This window comes from Gordonia rubripertincta, assembly GCF_038024875.1.
GTDB classification, from domain to species: domain Bacteria; phylum Actinomycetota; class Actinomycetes; order Mycobacteriales; family Mycobacteriaceae; genus Gordonia; species Gordonia rubripertincta.
Genome location: NZ_CP136136.1, coordinates 1,186,025 through 1,204,620, shown reverse-complemented (window position 1 = coordinate 1,204,620; position 18,596 = coordinate 1,186,025). Strand labels below are relative to the sequence as shown.

Annotated in this window: 17 protein-coding genes and 1 pseudogene; 8 read left to right on the top strand and 10 right to left on the bottom strand. The window is 67.0% G+C overall.

All coding sequences use genetic code 11. The annotated features are described in order from the left end of the window. The gene (locus RVF83_RS05410) at positions 1-1,137 is read right to left on the bottom strand and encodes a PLP-dependent cysteine synthase family protein (RefSeq protein WP_005180004.1); all 1,137 of its coding nucleotides are present in this window, start codon (positions 1,135-1,137) and stop codon (positions 1-3) included. 243 nt (positions 1,138-1,380) lie between these two features. Between RVF83_RS05410 and RVF83_RS05405 the strand changes: the two genes are divergently transcribed. Genes RVF83_RS05405 through RVF83_RS05395 form a run of 3 tightly spaced genes read left to right on the top strand, consistent with a single transcriptional unit; the run spans position 1,381 to position 3,765 of the window. Beyond that, the gene (locus tag RVF83_RS05405; RefSeq protein WP_005180009.1) at positions 1,381-2,115 is read left to right on the top strand and encodes a response regulator transcription factor; all 735 of its coding nucleotides are present in this window, start codon (positions 1,381-1,383) and stop codon (positions 2,113-2,115) included. Further along, a complete protein-coding gene (locus RVF83_RS05400) occupies positions 2,105-3,337 on the top strand; it encodes a sensor histidine kinase (RefSeq protein WP_005195289.1) in 1,233 nt (410 codons plus the stop codon). Before RVF83_RS05405 ends, RVF83_RS05400 begins: the two co-directional genes overlap by 11 nt. A gap of 47 nt (positions 3,338-3,384) precedes the next feature. Further along, entirely contained in the window at positions 3,385-3,765 is a 381-nt protein-coding gene (locus tag RVF83_RS05395; RefSeq protein WP_005180013.1) for a BlaI/MecI/CopY family transcriptional regulator, read from the top strand. A 53-nt stretch (positions 3,766-3,818) separates the two neighbouring features. Here the strand turns inward: RVF83_RS05395 and RVF83_RS05390 are convergent, their stop codons facing one another. The 5 genes from RVF83_RS05390 to RVF83_RS05370 all read right to left on the bottom strand — a co-directional run bounded on the left by RVF83_RS05390 (position 3,819) and on the right by RVF83_RS05370 (position 7,854). Further along, positions 3,819-4,148: a hypothetical protein gene (locus tag RVF83_RS05390; protein ID WP_005195283.1), complete on the bottom strand. Its 330-nt coding sequence runs from the start codon at positions 4,146-4,148 to the stop codon at positions 3,819-3,821. Positions 4,149-4,175: 27 nt separating this feature from the next. Beyond that, the gene (locus RVF83_RS05385) at positions 4,176-4,619 is read right to left on the bottom strand and encodes a hypothetical protein (RefSeq protein WP_231742666.1); all 444 of its coding nucleotides are present in this window, start codon (positions 4,617-4,619) and stop codon (positions 4,176-4,178) included. A 507-nt stretch (positions 4,620-5,126) separates the two neighbouring features. Continuing rightward, on the bottom strand, positions 5,127-6,077 hold the full coding sequence (locus RVF83_RS05380; protein WP_005195278.1) for a tyrosine-type recombinase/integrase: 951 nt from the start codon (positions 6,075-6,077) through the stop codon (positions 5,127-5,129). A gap of 156 nt (positions 6,078-6,233) precedes the next feature. Then, positions 6,234-7,220 (bottom strand): dihydrolipoyl dehydrogenase family protein, encoded by a 987-nt coding sequence (locus RVF83_RS05375; protein WP_341262004.1) that lies wholly within the window; start codon positions 7,218-7,220, stop codon positions 6,234-6,236. Positions 7,221-7,467: 247 nt separating this feature from the next. Beyond that, positions 7,468-7,854: an ArsR/SmtB family transcription factor gene (locus RVF83_RS05370; protein WP_004018626.1), complete on the bottom strand. Its 387-nt coding sequence runs from the start codon at positions 7,852-7,854 to the stop codon at positions 7,468-7,470. Between the two features lie 122 nt (positions 7,855-7,976). Between RVF83_RS05370 and merA the strand changes: the two genes are divergently transcribed. The 3 genes from merA to merB all read left to right on the top strand — a co-directional run bounded on the left by merA (position 7,977) and on the right by merB (position 10,579). Next, entirely contained in the window at positions 7,977-9,413 is a 1,437-nt protein-coding gene (merA, locus tag RVF83_RS05365) for a mercury(II) reductase (protein WP_005195274.1), read from the top strand. A gap of 34 nt (positions 9,414-9,447) precedes the next feature. Further along, the gene (locus RVF83_RS05360; protein ID WP_004018624.1) at positions 9,448-9,858 is read left to right on the top strand and encodes a MerR family transcriptional regulator; all 411 of its coding nucleotides are present in this window, start codon (positions 9,448-9,450) and stop codon (positions 9,856-9,858) included. 70 nt (positions 9,859-9,928) lie between these two features. Further along, a complete protein-coding gene (gene merB / locus RVF83_RS05355) occupies positions 9,929-10,579 on the top strand; it encodes an organomercurial lyase MerB (RefSeq protein WP_005195267.1) in 651 nt (216 codons plus the stop codon). Between the two features lie 35 nt (positions 10,580-10,614). Here the strand turns inward: merB and RVF83_RS05350 are convergent, their stop codons facing one another. From RVF83_RS05350 to RVF83_RS05335, 4 genes and pseudogenes are all read right to left on the bottom strand, one after another. Beyond that, entirely contained in the window at positions 10,615-13,626 is a 3,012-nt protein-coding gene (locus tag RVF83_RS05350; RefSeq protein ID WP_005195266.1) for a Tn3 family transposase, read from the bottom strand. Between the two features lie 183 nt (positions 13,627-13,809). Further along, positions 13,810-14,954 (bottom strand): IS3 family transposase gene (locus RVF83_RS05345; protein ID WP_085950783.1). Its coding sequence is split into 2 segments (ribosomal slippage): positions 13,810-14,687 and positions 14,687-14,954, totalling 1,146 coding nucleotides; the frame shifts between segments, so codons are not numbered across the junction. Positions 14,955-15,015: 61 nt separating this feature from the next. After that, positions 15,016-15,354 (bottom strand): annotated as a pseudogene (locus RVF83_RS05340) (GNAT family N-acetyltransferase); the annotation flags it as partial. Between the two features lie 57 nt (positions 15,355-15,411). Further along, positions 15,412-16,026: a TetR/AcrR family transcriptional regulator gene (locus RVF83_RS05335; protein WP_005195262.1), complete on the bottom strand. Its 615-nt coding sequence runs from the start codon at positions 16,024-16,026 to the stop codon at positions 15,412-15,414. Positions 16,027-16,224: 198 nt separating this feature from the next. Here RVF83_RS05335 and RVF83_RS05330 point away from each other — a divergent pair, with 198 nt between their 5' ends. Beyond that, positions 16,225-17,334, top strand: a complete 1,110-nt coding sequence (locus tag RVF83_RS05330; protein ID WP_005195261.1) for a homogentisate 1,2-dioxygenase — start codon at positions 16,225-16,227, stop codon at positions 17,332-17,334. Further along, positions 17,331-18,533 carry an alpha/beta fold hydrolase gene (locus RVF83_RS05325; RefSeq protein ID WP_005195260.1) on the top strand — a complete coding sequence of 401 codons (1,203 nt, stop codon included), beginning with the start codon at positions 17,331-17,333 and terminating at the stop codon, positions 18,531-18,533. The genes RVF83_RS05330 and RVF83_RS05325 overlap by 4 nt, the downstream gene beginning before the upstream one ends. Positions 18,534-18,596 lie beyond the last annotated feature (63 nt).

Here is an 18,596-nt window from a genome sequence, read left to right as displayed (position 1 = left end):
TCAGCTCGTGGGCTCGGCGTGCGGCACGCAAGTGGGGTCGATGATGGTAGGGCACCGCGTCCAGCTGCTCGCGACCTGAGTGAGCGGATCGCTGATGGTGCGGGGTTCAGTGGGCGGCGCCGGGGCGCCGATCAGGTCGTGAGCGCGGCAGTACTCATCGTTGTAAATGGTTCCGTAGTAGCGAGCGGGGCCATCGGGGAACACCGCCGCGATGCGCGTATCGGCCGAACGAGTACGCGCCAGCCAGCCCGAGACCAGGGCCACCGCGCCCACGCTCCAGCCGCCGGTGGCGTAATGCGTGGCGGCCAGGGTGCGACATGCCCAGACTGCCTCGGCCGGCGCCACCCAGTGCACCTCACTGAACTGGTCATAGGCAACGTTGCGGGGGTAGATACTCGAGCCGAGTCCCCGCATAATCCGTGACTGTGCCGGCTGGCCGAAAATCGTCGAGCCAATGGTGTCTACGCCCACAACCTCCAGCTCAGGGTTGAACTGCCGCAGAGTATGAGCCACACCGGCTGAGTGCCCACCGGTGCCCACCGAGCACACCAGCACATCGATATGTCGCAGCTGCGCGATCAACTCCACACCCAACGAGCTGTAACCGGTCACGTTGTCGGGGTTGGAATACTGGTCGGGACACCACGCAGCCTCGTCGCGCTCGAGCAGGGTGCGCACGCGGTCGCGGCGGGCTTGTTGCCAACCCCCGACCGGATGGGGATCGCTGACGACATCGACCTGGGCGCCGTATGCGGCGAGCATCTGCCGCAAGATCGGTTCCAGTCCTGGATCGGTCACCAAGGTCACCGGATGCCCGAACACGATGCCCGCTAAAGCCAGGCCTAATCCCAGTGTCCCACTAGTTGATTCGATGATCCGCGCCCCCGGGGCCAGCTCTTCACGGGCGCGGGCGCGTTCCACCATGTGCAGCGCAGGCCGGTCTTTCATACCACCGGGGTTGAAGCCTTCCAGCTTGGCCCAGAAGCCGCGCCCGTGCTCGGCGAAGGGTTCCTCGATGCGCAACACCGGGGTGCCGCCCACCAGCTGACGACTCAGCCCAGCACGGGGCGACGCGGCTTCGGCGGGGAAGGTACTGGCGAATGGATCACTGGTGGTGAGGCTGTAGGAGACAGTCACACGGGCATCCTCTGCGTTGTTGAACAGGACGCCGCCGGGCAGAAATCAGATCATCAGTGTGAGAGGGAACTGTGTCGTAACGTTCCACCCGGCGACACCGCCACCTTGCCCACCGAACCTCAAGGCTGATCGGCAGCGTGGATCAAGATCTGCTCAAGAATGCCCACGAGGTTGGATGATCGTGTAGACCACCGCCACCATAGGAGCGTGCCCCAAGATCGCAACGTCGTCGACGACCTCCATATGCCGGTGGTCCGACCACCGCACGGTCTGCACGCCCTGGTGATCGAAGATGAGCCCGACATTGCCGAAGTCGTTGCTGACTACCTGCAGCGCAGCGGATTCACGGTCACCGTTGCGCCCGACGGCCAGGAGGGAGTCGCCGCCGCACGCACGGCGAGTCCGGCAGTAGTCATCCTCGACCTGGGCTTGCCGTCACTCGATGGCGTCGAGGTCTGTCGACAGTTGCGCACCTTCACCAACGCCTACATCGTGATGGTCACGGCCCGCGCGGACGAAGTCGACACAGTCGTTGGCCTGTCGGTGGGGGCCGATGACTACCTCACGAAACCATTTCGCCCTCGTGAGCTGATGGCGCGCATCGACGCCATGCTGCGCCGACCACGGCCGACCCCAACCGGCGAGTCGCACCCGCGGACGATAGGGGAGCTCACCCTCGACCCTCAGGGTCGTGAAGTCCAGGTGGAGAGCACACCCGTGGAGCTGACTCGGACTGAGTTCGACGTTCTCGAAGCGCTCACGCGGCGGCCCGGTGTTGTGTTCAGTCGAGAGCAACTGCTCACCGAAATCTGGGGACCCGACTGGGTCGGCGATGCCCACGTCGTCGAAGTCCATGTCGCCAGTCTGCGCCGCAAACTCGGTGACAGCGCCGTAGCCGGCCGATTCATCCGCACCGTTCGCGGAGTGGGCTACCGGATGGGTGACGGCCAACCTCGAGGAGCCAGCGATGAACGATGAACGTCGACGGTTACGTATCCCCGGCAGCTTCGGCTCCCGGCTCATGCTCGCTCAAGCTATCGTCATCGCCGGCGGCGGCATCAGCGTCGCGATCGTGGCACTATTCGTGGCTCCACACACCTTCCACGACCACCTCGGCCAAGCTCGCCTCGAGCCAGGGTCAGTTCAGGCCGACCATGTCGAAGCCGCGTTCACTTCCTCGATCGTCGTCTCAATGTCTGTCGCATTGATCACCTCGACGATCCTGGCCACGGCCGTCAGCTGGTTCCTGGCTCGCCGCGTACAACAGTCAGTCGCCAGTGTCGCCCGCTCAGCCGTGGCTATTGGCGCCGGCAACTACCGCACGCGCGTACCCGATCGCCAGCTCGGCACCGAGTTCACCCAGCTCAGCCGAGCTATCAACCAACTTGCACAACGGCTGGATTCACAAGACGACATCCGTAAGCGGATGCTGTCAGACCTTGCCCACGAACTGCGCACCCCACTGACCACCATCGGCGCGATCACCGACGCCATCGAAGACGGAATCCGGGCTCCCGACTCACAGACCTTTGACGTCGTGCGCACCGCCACCACCCGCCTGCAGCGTCTCGCCGAGGACATCGCGACCGTATCCAGCGCCGACGAGCATCAGATGCCCCTCCACCCGGCGACGATCACTGTCAACGAACTGCTCATCGCGACCTACGAAGAAGCCGCCGACCTGTTCACCGACGCCAAAGTCACGCTAGGCATCGTCACCACCGCCGCGCGCGTACACATCCATGTCGACGCCGAACGAATGAGCCAAGTACTGCTCAATCTGCTCACCAACGCGCTGCGACACAGCTCCCCGGGCCAGCGAGTCGTAGTGAAAGCCGACACCGCCCCGGCACACGCGGTGCGCATCAGCGTCGTCGACTGCGGTGACGGCATTCCCCCTCAACACCTTCCACACATCTTCGACCGCTTCTACCGCACCGACTCCTCACGCACCAGAGACGCCGGCGGCAGCGGAATCGGCCTCACCATCGCCCGCTCTATCGTCGAAGACCATGGGGGCACCTTGCTCGCCGAAAGCCTGGGAGCCGGACACGGAGCCACCTTCACCATCACGTTGCCGACCACCACCCGACGTCACATCCACCGCAGCACCCCTGGAACCGAATTCTCCGTGGCCTTCAAACACCGCCCGCGTCGCGGCGCTGCCGATGCGCTCCAACGGGACCAAGCTACTAACTGAGGTAGTCCGTCGTAAGATTGACCCGCATCTAGAGATGGTGGGTGAAAATGACTGGGCTGGGTTCACTGGAACGCGCAGTGATGGACGTGCTGTGGTCAGCCGGTGCGGCGATGTCGGTGCACGACCTAGTCGAGGAACTCCACGACCGCGAACCGGCCTACACCACAGTGCTCACCGTCGTCACCAACCTGCACAAAAAAGGGTTCGTCGGTCGAGAAAAAGTCAGCCGCGCCTACCGGTACTTCCCCATGCAGACCCGTGAAGAGGCCACCTCACGCACCTTGCGTCAGGTCCTCGACGCCAGCGGGGACTCCGCGGCAGTACTGATGCACTTCGCCCAGACCGTGACACCCGCCGAGCGTGAAGTGCTCAGCGAATACCTCACCCTTAAACCTCGCCACACCCGCGGCGGCGGCACCAAAGCCTAAGCCATAGAAACCCTCCGACAAGGGAAACTCCGGCGAGGCCCAGGCCCGACTACTCAACCGGTCGCGCGCCCCTTGACTGCTGGGAGTAGACGCGCCACCAGCGCACCGGCCACACCCGCAGCGAAGGCCGCAGCACTCAGAGCCGACACCCAGTCGTGCACATCCACAGCGGTCAGCACCCGCAGCTCAACCGGATCACCGCGCCCGACTCCTGAGCGGGGGTCGGATGGCACGAGATCCGACGTTCGGAGCAGCATCACCAGCCAGAACGCGGCCACCGCCTCAAACATCACCACAGCAAGACCCACCGCACGGGAGATCGTACGGGCAGGACCGCGCGGGCCGAACCGACCCGCACGCCGCACCGCGACACCGTCAGTCATGCCTCACCACCTCCCCGCACACCCGCATCACACCCCACTTCTACTAACCACCTTCGTATTTTGTGGCCATCGGGCGTGGGCGCCGGGAACGAGGGTCTCGAAGCAATCACCACAGGAGGCCGGCCGGGCCAGGCGGAAGACTATCGCGGCCACCAGACCGAAAATCGCGATCACACTGCCAGTACGGACCCACCTCGGGGGTCGATTGAGCTCTGCCCTCAACGCCAACTCGGCAATCGGATCAGCAGGCACCACACCACCCTCGATCGGCCCGCCCGTGGCGGCGAACACGATGAACACCCACATCGCCGAGGCCATCCACACGAGCGAGTCCACCATCACCGCCAACGACGCGCCGTGCAGACGAGCAGAAGACAGCATGAACGCCCCAACACAGAGCAGCGCCAACACGATAGCCGCCGCGAAAAAGCCCTGGGGAGCAACCACCATCACGCCGCCGGCCGCACTCACAGCAAGCGCACACGAAACGAGCGCCCGCCAAGCCTCCCCACCTCGACCCGGCCGACGGGCAGCGGCGACACCACACGCTACGACCGCACCGAACAGCCCCAAGAGTGCCCCTTGGGCCACAACGCTTGCGATCACCGCGCCTCCAACAGCCATCTTGAAACTAATCCAAATAGTAGTTCAGATGAGCCGGGAGGACGCTGAGCGGAGGGGGAGTAGCCCTACCCCATGGATGAACCGAGGCCTCCCGAGGCGAGGAACCCTGGGCCGCGCTCACACCAGTCCCTAAAAGGTGTCTGCCACCCGACTTCGAGAGTGACCGCGCGGTACACGCCAAACTGGCGTGCCCGTAACTGGAAGCGCAACAACCAAGTGCTCTCTGGTATCAGATCTCCTGGCAGGTCCCCGATAGCCGGTCCAGGCAGGGGTCACGGTAGTAATGGCGCAAAAAACAACGAAGTTCGCGTAGTGCCTGGTCAGCGGGTAGACGGACGCTCTTGTTGGTGGCCGCTATCGGTGGCTGCGGTCGGGGCCGATGAGGCTGGTGATGCCGCGCATGGCTGCCGGTGAGGGTTTGAAGTAGCGGCGTAGGTTCTCGGGTTTGCGGTGGCGGGACTTGGCCATCAGCTCCACCAGGCTGGCACCGGCCTCGCCGAGATGCGTCAGGCCGGAATGCCGAAGTTCGTGCAGATCCCAACCGGTGCCGGGCCCATTCGTCGCGGTGGCGGCATCCAGCACGGCGCGGGCCTGGCCGTAGGACAGCCGGGCCAGCCCGGTGTCGGGGCAGATGTCCCGGTCGGCGGCGGCCTTTCCGGGGCCCGGTCGGCGGTGGGTGACGAACAGCGGTCCGCGGGTGCGGCCCTTGGTGAGGCGTGGCAGGAGCCGGGCGGTGCCCGCGTCCCAGTACACGAGCTCGTGCGCGTACTCGTGGTAGGTGGCACCGCGGCGGCGGGTGCGGGGCTTGGCGCCCTTGGACTTCACCGGGCAACACCGCCCGGCCAGATCGAGGTCCTCGATGTTGACCTGGAGCAGTTCCTCGGTGCGGGCGCAGGTTTCGTAGAGCATCCGCCACAGCGTCTTCTCTCGGAGGTCGATGTCGCGGCGGGCGATGAGCCGGTCGATCGCGGTGCGCGAGTGCACCGGGGTGGTGGAGTCCGGTGGAGTGGAGCGTTTCACCCAGGCCGGGACCGCCGGGGCGGTGTGGCCGTGCTCGCGGCACCACGCCAGCCACGACGCGACCGCGGCGCGGCGGGCGTTCCAGGTGTTGACTGCTGAGGAGCCCCACAGGGTTTCGAGGGTTTCACCGATCTCATCGTCGGCGACGTCGGCCAGCCGCCGGGTCTCGCCGAGCGTGGCGGTGGTCTTGTCGACGGCGATGCCGTAGGCGCGGCGGGTGTTCGGGGAGCCGATCGAGTCGAGGAAGCTGTCGCCGGCGGCGCGGACGGTGATCCCGGACGGCACGGTGGTACCTCCCTCACTGGGCTTGCCGCAGATAACAGGTCCGCGTCGCGCACCGCCGGAGCGGAGTCGGCGCAGGCCGGATGTCATGATGCTACAGATAACAGGGTGTTATCCGTGGCAGTCGGAAAATGGCCTCACCCGAGTACCGGGCGATGCTCATGGGGTGTCTATGCGCCGATTTCGCGGTGGACGCCGCCGGCGGCGGTGTTGACCGCTTCGGCGAGGGTGGGGTGGATGTGGATGGCTTGGGCGAGTTGGGGTGTAGGTGGCGCCGGTGGTCATGGCGATGACGGCCTCGTGAACGAGGTTCCCGCCGTCGGGTCCGGCGATGTGGCAGCCGAGGATACGGTCGGTGGCGGCGTCGGCGACGAATTTGACCAGGCCGCGGGTGTTGCCGATGGCGCGGGCTTTCACGACGCCGGTGAAGTCCTGGCGCCCGACGACGACGTCGTAGCCGGCGGCGCGGGCGGCAGGTTCGGTGAGCCCGACGGCGCCGACTTCGGGGTCGGTGAACACCGCGTGCGGCACGATGCGCCCGGTTGTGGTGCGGTCCTGGCTTCGGAATATGGTGCGGTAGACGATGTCGGCGTCGTCGCGGGCGGTGTGGGTGAACATGGGCCCGCCGCGCAGATCGCCGAGCGCCCAAACATTTTCGGCGTCGGTGCGCAGGGAGGCGTCGACGGTGAGGAAGCCCTGTGGGTCGGGTTCGAGACCGAGGTACTCGAGGCCGAGATTGTCGCTGTTGGGGGTGCGTCCTGTCGCGATCAGCAGGTGGCTGCCGGTGATGTCGTCGGCTTCGCTGCCGGTGCAGCCGAGCCGGATGTTCCCGGTGGTGCCGGTGGCCGCGGTGCAGGTGGTGCCGGTGAGCACGGTGATGCCGTCGGCGGTCATGCCCTCTCTGACGGCGGCGGAGATGTCGGGGTCCTCGCCGGGCAGCAGCCGGTCGGCGCGTTGGATGAGGGTGACCTCGGAGCCGAATCGCCGGAACATTTGGGCGAACTCGCAGCCGACGTAGCCTCCGCCGACGACGAGCAGATGTGAGGGCAGGTCGGTGAGGTCCAGCAGGGTGCGGGAAGTGAAGTAGGGGACGGTGTCGAGGCCGTCGATGGCGGGGATGGTGATCCGGGTCGGGGCGGACAACACCCCGTGGCCTTACGGGCGCGGCGCCGCAGGGTGTAGCCGACGGCGGCGGCCACGACCAGCACGCCTGCGGCAAGCAGCCACGGGCTGGTCAAGACACCGCCGAGACCGGCGAGCACGCCGCCGGCGATCAGGGCGGGACCGGCGCAGCAGGCGACCATCACCAGCACGCCACCGGCCACTGCGAGCAGACCACCGAACCCGCCCGAGTCGTTGTCGGGTGTGTTCATCGCCTTGTTGTCGGGTGTGTTCATCGCCGCCCACTACCGTCCGCGGCGGGGATGCGCGGGCAGCAGCCCAGCGCGGCGGAGTTGTCGGCCGCCAGCGACCGCGCCAGCATCACCAGGTCAGCTACCCGCGGATCACCCACGGAGTACCGCAGTTTCTTCCCGTCGCGGCGCGCGAGGACATACCCGCAGTCGGCCAGGCAGGACAGGTGTACCGACACCCGGGGCTGCGAGATGCCGGCGTGTTCGACGCAGTCGGCGGAGGTGCGCTCCCCGGCGAGGATGAATTCGAGGAGCTTGAGCCGGGTCGGATCCGACAGGGCGCGAAAAAACTTCGCCGTCGTATCCAGATGCGTACACGCCGACTCGGCACCGGGCACGGTGACAGTGGCGGTGGTGGACCGGGCCATGGGATCGCCTCCACGAGACTTGAACTATTCGGATAAGCGCATAATATGGTTCCGGTAGATATTCGTCAACACGAATAGCAGCCGTTGTCGGTTCAGCGGTTGCCCGACCAGGAGGCACCCTCGTGACCTTGACAGATTCCCGCGCCGATCTGGCGATCATCGGTTCCGGCTCGGCGGCGTTCGCCGCCGCCATCGCCGCGGTCAACCTCGGCAAACGGGTGGTGATGGTGGAGCGCGGGACGGTCGGGGGCACGTGCGTGAACGTCGGGTGTGTGCCCTCGAAGGCGCTGCTGGCCGCCGCCGAGGCCCGCCACGCCGCCGAGGCGGCGGGCCGGTTCCCCGGGCTCACCCCCGCCGAGGTGCCGCTGGATTTCCCCGCCCTGATCGCGGGCAAGGACGCGCTGGTCGGGCAGCTGCAGGCGGAGAAGTATGTCGACCTGGCCGCCGACTACGGGTGGGAGATCGTCTCCGGCACCGCGGTGTTCGACGGCAGCGCCGAGGCACCCGTGCTGCGGGTCGCGCGCGCCGAGGGCGGTGTACGGGTGATCGAGGCCGACCAGTATCTGATCGCCACCGGTGCCGCGCCCTGGGCTCCGCCGATCGACGGCCTCGTTGAGGCCGGGTATCTGACCTCGACCACCGCCATGGACCTCCAGCAGCTGCCGGAGTCGCTGATCGTGGTGGGTGCGGGCTATGTGGGGCTCGAGCAGGCCCAGCTGTTCGCCCGCCTGGGCAGCAAGGTCACGGTGATCGCGCGTAGCCGGCTGACCTCGGGTGAGGAACCGGAAATCTCGGCCGCGCTCGAGGCCGTCTTCGCCCACGAGCGCATCGACGTGCTCACCGCCGCCACCGTCGAGAAGGTCCTCGCCGACGACGGGCACAAGGTGGTGACCGTGCGCACCGGCGGCGGCGCCAGCACCGAGCTGCGGGCCGAGCAGGTGCTGATGGCCACCGGCCGCCGCCCCAACACCGCCGGGCTGGGCCTGGATGCGGTCGGCGTCGCCGTCGACGAGCGGGGCGCGGTCGTGGTCGACGACCGCCAGCGCAGCAGCAATCCGCGCATCTGGGCGGCCGGGGACGTGGCCGGGGATCCGCAGTTCGTGTACGTGGCCGCCGCGCAGGGCACCCTGGTCGCCGACAACGCCCTGGCCGGTGCCGATCGCGTCCTGGACTACACCACGGTGCCGCGCGTGACGTTCACCAGCCCCGCGATCGCCTCGGTCGGACTGACCGACGCGCAAGCCGCCGCGGCCGGGCTGGCCTGCCAGTGCCGGGTGCTGGGGTTGTCGAGCGTGCCGCGGGCGCTGGTCAACCGGGACACCCGCGGCCTGGTCAAGATCGTCGCCGAAGCCGGCACCGGCCGGATCATGGGCGTGCACGCCCTCAGCGACGGCGCCGGGGACCTGATCACCGCCGCCACCTATGCGATGACCGCGGGTCTGACCGTCGACCGGCTCGCCCACACCTGGGCGCCGTACCTGACCATGGCCGAAGCGCTGAAACTGACCGCGCAGACTTTCACCACCGACGTCACCAAACTGTCCTGCTGCGCAGGCTGACGCCGTCGGACGGGAGGCAGTGATGAACGGACACATGACGATCGGGGACCTCTCGGCCCGCACCGGGGTGCCGGTGAAGGCGCTGCGCGAGTACACCGACCTCGGCCTGATCTACACCCTGGGCCGCAGCCCGGCCGGCTACCGCCTCTACACCGACGACGCGGAGTGGTGCGTGCGGTTCATCGGCGAGCTGCGCGGCCTCGGGCTCACCATCGCCGAGATCTGCCAGCTCACCTCCACCGACCGTGACGACCACGGCCGTTCGGTCGGCGCCCATCTCGCCGAGCTGCTGCAGCGGTCGCGGCAGCGGCTGCGCCAGCGCATCGCCGATGCCGAGCAGATCCTCGACCGCATCGACGCCTTCGAAACCGCACACCGTGCGCATCTGGCCACCGACGACCTGTGCTGGGCCGGTGACCCGTGCGGATGCGAGCTACGGGCTTGACCCTCACCCCGGGGACAGACCCTACCGTCGGCACCGTCACTGTCCGATCGCCCTCGAGGAGTCCGATCCCATGAGTACCGACAACCTCACTGCCGACGTTTTCGCCAAGATCCTGCCCGCCGGCCGGGACCGGGCGCTGATGCGCGCCGCGCTGCGGCTGCTCACCCACGGCACCCCGGTCACCGTCACCGAACTCGCCGCCGCCGCGGGAGTGCCCGACCTCGACCCCGCGCAGACGCCGATCGGCGCCGACGTCGAATACGACGAGGCCGGCCGGATCGTCGGCTGGGGCCTGACCCTCAACCCGACCCCGCACCGGTTCAGCGTCGGTGGCCACCAGCTCTACACCTGGTGTGCCCCCGACACCCTCATCTTCCCCGCCGTCATCGGCGCACCCGCCTGCATCGAATCCGACTGCCCGATCACGGGCACCACCGTGCGCCTGACCATCGACCCCGTCACCGGGGTCAGCGACCTGGAACCGGCCACCGCGATGGTGGCCTTCGTCGACCCCGACCGGATCCAGCCCGGTCACCTCCGCGCCACCTGCTGCAACCCGCAGATGTTCCTCGCCACCTCCGACGCCGCCCACCACTGGCAGGCGAAATTCCCAGGCATGACGGTGCTGCCGGTCACCGACGCCTACCACCAGCTCGCCCGCCCCCTCGCCGACGCGATCACCGACCCGACCACGACCACCGGAACCAGCGCCTGCTGCTAGATCGCGCCGCCGCCGATCCGGGCCGGCGCTGCGGGTCAGAACAGGGTGTCCCGCACGCGCAGCGGCCGGTACCCGGTGGGGCCGAGCTGGGCGAGTTCGGCGTCGATGTCGACCTCGATGGCGCCGAAGAAGTTGATGTTCTCGCTGTGGGCCGGGGAGATGTGCGTCAGCACCTCGTCGTCGATGCGCCGCCCGGCCCGCCGCATCTGTTCGGTCGCCAGCCCGTAATACTCTGTGGTCCAGGCGATGACGGCGTTGGTCGCCAACGTGAGGCACCATGCCTGTTCGGTCTGTCCCTCCAGGTGCCTCGCGCGCACGGCGCCTTCGTGCGCGTAGAGCAGGTCGCGGCGGAGCGCGTGCAGGGATTCGCCCTTGTTGAGCTGTCGGGAGATCTTGCGCCGATAGCCCGGGTCGGACAGGTACCGGGCGGCGTAGATCGTGCGCCGCAGCGCCCCGTATTCCTTGAGCGCCGCCGCGAGGGCGTTCTGCCGGCCCGACGCGGAGAGCTTGCCGACCAGCAGCGACGCGGTGGCGTGCCCGAACTTCAGCGACCCGCTCAGCCGGAGCAGGTCGTCGTAGTGCTCGGCGATGAGATCCAGATTCAGCTTGCGGGTCAGCAGCGGCCCGGCGTGCGGGAACGCGGACTCCACCTGGGCCCGAGGCGCCGCCCGATACAGGGTGATCCGGCCCAGGTCCCGGATGCGGGGCGAGAGCTGCAATCCGAGCAGGTCGAACAGCCCGAAGTTCACGAGGGTGACGCCGTGCGTGTCGGTCGCATGCTCGGTGATCGGCAGATCCGTTGCATTGCCGAGGATTTCGTCCAGCACGTAGTGAGCTTCGCGTCTCGTCGCGACGATGACCTTGGTGCCGTAGGTGGCGTGCTGATCGGTGACATGGGTATACGTGCTCAGTCCTTCGTTCGCGAAATAGCGGCTCAACGCTCTGGCGGTGACCGATTTGCCGCGGGTCGGGAACCGTTGCCCATCACTCGACGACAGGGTGCCGGCGCCGAAGACCGGGGTCAGCGGCAGCCTTTGGTGGTAGTCGATGATCGTCAGGTTCGCCGCCCGCAGCGTCTCCTCCCGCACATACCATTCGCTGGTCCAGGCCAGGATGTCGTAGGAGAGGCCCGACGCCTCGGCCATTCGGGTCAGCCCGAGGTTGGTGGAGTAGGCCAGCAGGACGGCGATGAGGTTGCGTTTCAGCTCCGGGCTGCGGGCCTGTTTGCCGCCGGCGTGGGTGAAGCAGTCCAGGTAGCCGGTGCGTTTGTCCAGCTCGATCAGCAGCGACACGATCGGCGCGAACGGCAGCATCTCCGTCAGCTCGGCCTTGAGCGCCGTCGCCTCCGCGGGCACATCCTCCGCCGACAGCGGTGAGATCACCAGGTCACCGGCCTCATCGAGACGGACCGGCCCGTCGCCGCCGGCGAGCACCTTCTCCAACTCGCCCATAGCGGCGTCGAGCTCGTCGGTGGCGGTCGCCAGCGCGCGAGCGGGATCAGCGGACTTGCCGACCAGGCGGCAGAACTCGTCACGCTGCGGCTCCCACGCCTGCGGGGTCAGCAGGTACGCGGCCGGGTCGGCGTAGCGGCGCGACCCCGGCACGAACACATCCCCGCTGCGCAACCCGTCACGCAGCCCCAGCAGCACGCACAGCTCCCAGTAGTGCCGATAGGCGGTGGTGTTACCGGCTTTGCGGGCCTCGTCGAGGTAGCCGCGCCACTTCGTCGGCACGAACCCGGTCGGCGCGTCGTCGGGCACCTTGCGGGTACCGGTCGCGTTCAGCTCCCGCAGCATGTGCACCCCGATCAGCAGCTCGGTCGCGGCGGTGCCGCCGGCGAACCGGACTGTCGACAGCACCTGCGGGGTGAACTGCCGCAGGTAGGAGTACGAGCTGTCCAGAGCGGCCAGGTGCCCGTGATCGCGCGGCAGCCGAGGCTTGGCCTGCGCGACCGCGGCCCGCAACCGCTCCCATCCGATCCGATCGCCCCGGATCAGGCCGCCGATCTCCTCGTCGGGGATCTGCAGGTCACAGACGATCGCCAGCAGGTCGTCGAGCAACCCCTGCCGATCCTCTCCGGCCTTACCGCGCTCGGCCAGCTCGTCGCGCATCCGGCGTTCGGCCTTGCTCAACCTGGCCGAGATCGCCTGATCGAACAGCTGCACCACCTCGTCGAGCACATCGGTGGCCGACTGCGCCAACACGGTGAGCAGAATCGGGTAGCGGCGTTGCGGATCCCGGCGTTCGAGGGCTTGGCCCGTCAAGCGGCGGCCCACCGTCGCCAGGAACCGCCGCCGCTCCGCCGGCAGCACCGACATGTCCAGCTCATCCGCGCCCAGGTTGCGCAGGAACACCAGCTTCTCGACCTCGGCCTTCACCGCGGTCGCCGACGCCTCCACCGGGCCGGTCGACAACCACCGCAACCGCGACATCTCGATCGACGGGTCGACGACCAGCAACGCATTCAGTTCCTTACACCGCTGCGGCGTGAACTCGCGCGCCAACCGGTCGTAGGTCTCCCGCTGCGCCCGCGTGCGAGCGTGCGCGACCCGGCGGACCACCGTTTCCGGGCCCGGCCGGATCACCCGCGCCGAGATCAGGTACTCACACGCCAGCCGGAACAACAGCGTCGGCGAATCGTGCTCCATCGCCCGCGCCAGCAGAAACTCATCCAGCTCCTTCAACTCCATCGCCCCGGCAGGCCGCCACCCCAGGTACTGGGCCACCAGCCGCACATGCTCGGTCCGCGTCTGCGCCCGCTTGCCATACGAACGAAGCTGCGCTGCATCGATATTCAGCTGATCCGCCAGCCGGGCCACCGCCACCGGCGGCGCCGACGGCACCTTGTCCGGCACGAACCCCAGCCACGGCAAGGTGCACAACGCCACCGCCAGGCCCAGACGGACCGCAGGGCCCCTGCCCTGCGGAGCAACAAACGCCAGATCCGCCGGGGTCAGCGTGAAGTACCGGAACAACTCCTCACGACTGATCTCCGGGAACTCCCGCAGGCGCTGCAACTCCTCGTCCGCGAATACCCGCGTCGCCACGAACCCCAGCCTCCAACACGCCGACCAACCTCATCGGCAGACAAGCCAAGCACCAACCACCCCGGCCCGCAGCCCGAACCGAGAAATCGCCGCTGACCAGGCACTACGCGAACTTCGTTGTTTTTTGCGCCATTACTACCGGGACCCCAGGCAGTTCTAGAGCCAGTTTCTTCTAGCTGTCGGTCAGTCGATCTCGCAGCCCACAGGGTGGTGCTGGTGGGTGCATCGGGCAGCGTACTCGGCCGGGGTCTGGTAGCCCAGCGCCGAGTGGCGGTGCCGGTGGTTGTGGTCGTCTTTGAAATCGTCGATCACCACGCGAGCTTCGAGCAGGGTGGGCCAGCAGTTGCGGTTCAGGCACTCGTCGCGAAGCCGGTTGTTGAACGATTCGATGAATCCGTTGTTCCACGGCGTGCCGGGCGGAATATAGGAGATGCCTACCGACCCTGCACAGAACGCCTGGAGCGCCTCTGAGATGAACTCAGGGCCGTTGTCCATGCGTAGCACCATGGGTGGGCCACCCCAGATCGCGAAGGTCTTCTCCAATTCCTCGACCAACCGGTCGGCGGTGATCGAGCGATCCACGATGTTGAGCAACGACATCCGGGTGTGTTCATCGACCATTGATGCGATCTTGACCTTCTTGCCATCCACGGTCGAGTCAAACTGAAAGTCCAATGCCCACACCACCTTCGGCGCATCCGCCGCCACGATCGGCACTGACGATTGCCCGGCTCGTTTGCGCCGCGGCGCCCGGCGCACCTGCAGGCCCTCCTCCGTCCACAGCCGATGCACCTTCTTCTTGTTCACCTCGATACCGTCGTCGAACCGCAGGTGCGCCCACGCCCGCCGGAACCCGTGTCGCGGGTGCTTGCGGGCGTAGGTGCGTAGCTGTGCACGCATACCAGCGTCCGGGTCGGCCGGTGTCTGAGCCAACGGCAGACGCCGGTAGGTAGACCGTGAAAGCCCAACAACCCTGCACGCCATACGTTCTGACATGTTCTTCACGTCTTTGAGCATGTCGATCGCGGCGCGTTTGGCGGTCGGGCTCAGAATTTTCCCTTGGCGATCTCCCGCAGCGCGTCTTTCTCCAACTCGGCGTCGGCGAGCAGGCGCTTGAGCCGGCCGTTCTGCTCGCGTAGCTTCTTGAGTTCCTTGGCGGCATCAGCGTCCATACCGCCGTACTGGCGGCGCCAGTTGTACAAGGTGGCCGCCGACACCTCGAGGTCGGCGGCGATCTCCTCGCCGTTCTTGCCCTCGGCCGCCAGTTCATCGGCTCGGCGCAACTTGCGCACGATGTCCTCAGCCGAGTGACGCTTCCGTCCCGCCATGATCCCTATCGTCCCTTCTCCGCCCTCAACAGGGCAATCAGGACTCTAGAACCACCCGGACCGGTTCACGGGGGACACGCCACGACCACACCGGGAGGTCGTCGACATGCGGGATCTTGCGGTTGGTCGCGAAGGCCGTGTCCGCGCGCGGCGACACCGCCGCCCAACCGACCACGTCCTCACCGTCATCGGTGGTCTCGTACGCCAGGACGCCAAGTGAAATGCCGCCGGCGCACAACTTCTTCACATACTCACCGCGTTCCTCGCGGACCAGCGCCTGGTTCTGCTTGCTCGGGATGCGGTAGCTGAGACACCAGCACACGTTGGAGGTCGGCTTCTTGGGGCCGAGAATCGCGGCCATGTCGGCGAAGTTCGTCGCGGGCCGGACGTCGATCGTCATGCGTCTCAGCATCACAACCGGCGTCGACGTGGCGCAAGGGCCAGATCGTGTCCGCGATCAACGATGGATGCGGGGAGCCGACCGGTAGACCGTGCGGAACCAGATGGTGGTCAGGATGTCGATGGCGGTGTCGTCGTCGGGAATCGACCCGACCACGCCTCCGCGAACGGCGAGCCACGACCAGCACGAGGATTCGAGCGTGTTCACCAACGCCGACGCGAGCGGTTCGAGGGGGAGGCCGACGTCGTATCCGGCGCGTTCCGCACTGTGCAGCCCCGCCAGGACCTGTTTGATCCCCGACGCCCGGTTGGCGTGCCAGCGATCCCGGAACTCGTCGTCGAGCATGGACATCTGGAACAGTCCGATGATCTCGGGCAGGTACTTCTTGTAGGTCGTCCAATAGGCGGTGACCGCGGCGCGCACTCCGGCTTCGGGATCGCTGTGGCGGGTCGCGAGGGACCCCTCGACCACCTCGTCGCTGAACTGGTCCAGCAGAGCCTCGAGGAGCTGATCCTTGTTGTCGTAGTAGTTGTAGAACGAGCCCGTCGAGCGTCCCGCGGCCTCCGCGATGTCGGAGATCTTGGTGTTCAGGTAGCCCTTGTCGGCGAAGCAACGGCGCGCCGCGTCGAGAAACGCGGCCTCGGTCTGACGTCCCTTGTTCGTCGGCGGCACCCGAGCACTCCTTTCTGGGGACTGATCGATGTATCGAACCACGCATCCACATCGGTCGGAGAAGGACCGGACAAACGGTGTGGTGCTTGTCATATTCTGAACCTGAATCTAGCATCAGAAACGCCGCACGGGAACCACCGGTGTCCCCGTGCAACCGATCGCGCCTGCTCGTCCGAACACGCACACAGGAGTCAGCCAGTGGAATCGTTCATCCAGCACCGGAAGGGTCGCACGCCGCGACAGGTCCACCGCGACGTCGAGGACCTCAAGGACGACGAGCTCGGGCGGTACGGGTTCACCGGTCGCACGGCGCACCTCTACCGGCGCAACGACCCGACGCAGTTCCGCGCGGTCGGTACCCACACCGGTGTCGACCGCTTCGTCACCGAGCTGACCCCGACCGATCAGATCGATCCGTCGGGTGAGCCGTTGTTGATGTTCTACAACGACGACTGCCGTATCTCGCTGGGTCGCCGTGGCGAGGCCGCACCGTTCTGGTTCCGTCCGGTCGACGGCGACGAACTCATCTTCGTCCACGAGGGCACCGGCTACTTCGAGACCGAATTCGGCCGGTTGCCCTACCGCCCGGGCGATTACGTCTACATCCCCAAGGGGTGCACGTACCGGCAGATCCCCGACGACCAGTCGCTGTTGCTGATCATCGAGGCGGTCGACGAGTACCGGGTTCCGGAGCCGGGCGTTCTCGGACGGTTCTTCCCGTTCGACTCGTCGCTGGTCGGCGTCCCGGAAGCCGAGGTCTTCGAGGGTGACGGACGCGAGGAGTACGAGGTCCGCTTCCGCCAGCGCGAGGGTCAGACGACGCTGTTCTATCCCTTTCACCCACTCGATGTCGAGGGATGGCGCGGTGATCTGTTCCCGTTCACCTTCAACATCGCCGACTACGACGTCATCACCTCGGAGTCGGTGCACCTGCCGCCGACCGTGCACCTGTTCATGCAGGCCACCGGCGTATACGTGATGAACTTCCTGCCGCGCCCGGCCGAGGCGCGCAAGGGCGCCGAGCGTCTGCCCTGGTTCCACCGCAACACCGACTTCGACGAGATCGCGTTCTTCCACGGCGGCAGCATGTTCGGGATCGACATGCCGCCCGGCCTGATCTCACATGCGCCGCAGGGTATTCACCACGGGATTCCGGAACGAGCCCGCGAACGGTCGCGCCGCAAATTCGACGAGTTCGAGCGCGTCGAGTGGAAGGTCATCGCGATCGACACCAGGCGTCGTCTCATCGCGACCCCGGTGATGACCGAGTCGGCGCCGGCCGAGGCACAGGAAGAGGCACAGGTATGACGTCGTCGACCACGAATTCGTCGAACACGTTGCCGCGCCACGACTACGAGCGCATCCCGTACCTTGTCGTCTTCGACGACACGTCGGCCTACAAGGACACCTACGGCGGCGTCACCGAGAGCGTCGTCCTGGAGAGTTACCTCCTGAAACCGGTCGGCGTGCCGTCGAAGAACGTCATCATCTTCATGCACCCGATCGGCGGCGGCGCCTACCTGCCGATGACCAACGCGCTGGCTCGCGCGGGCCATCACGTCATCTACTGCAACAGCCGGTATCGCGGCGTCGACAGTGCCCTGATCATGGAGAAGGTCGTCCAGGATCTCGGTGCCTGTGTGAAGGACGCCAAAGAACGACTTGGTTACGAGAAGGTGATCCTCGCCGGCTGGAGTGGTGGCGGTGCGCTGTCGCTGTACTACCAGCAGCAGGCGCAACATGCGACGGTCACCGAGAGCCCGGCCGGCGAGCCGCCGGACCTCACCCAACTCGACCTCCCGGCAGCGGACGGCATGATGCTCCTCGCCGCCCACGTGTCGCGGCACGGGACGCTGACCGAGTGGATGGACCCGTCGATCCTCGACGAGAACGACCCGGAGAAGCGCGATCCCGAGCTGGACCTGTACAACCCGGCCAACCCGAACCAGCCGCCGTACACCGCGGATTTCCTGGAGCGGTACCGGGCAGCGCAAATCGATCGCAATCGCCGGATCACCGCATGGGTGAAGGAACAGCTCGCCGACCTCCGCGGCCGTGGCGAGCCGCTGATGGAACGCGGGTTCATCGTCCACGGCACGATGGCCGACCCTCGGTGGCTGGACCTGTCGGTCGACCCGAGCGACCGCAAACTGGGCTGCTACCTGGGTGATCCGCGCATCGTCAACATGGGTCCGGTCGGCCTGGCGCGCTTCACGACGCTGCGAAGTTGGTTGTCGCAGTGGAGTTATGACGACGCCCACGGCGACGGACCCCGTTGCGCCGCCGACCTCGAGGTCCCGACCCTCGTCATCGGCAACTCGGCCGACAACGCGTGCACACCGAGCCACACCCACCGGCTGTTCGACGCCGTCGGCCACCCCGACACGACATTGCACACCATTGCCGGTGCGACGCACTACTATTCGGGCCGCGAACAGATCCCACACCTCAAGGAGGCGGTCGGCATCATCACCGGCTGGATGGGGGAGCGGGGCTGGGCCAACTGATCACCGGGCTCTCTGAGACCCACCCTGAAGTGCGCCCCTGATATCCGCCCCCGGAATGCGCCC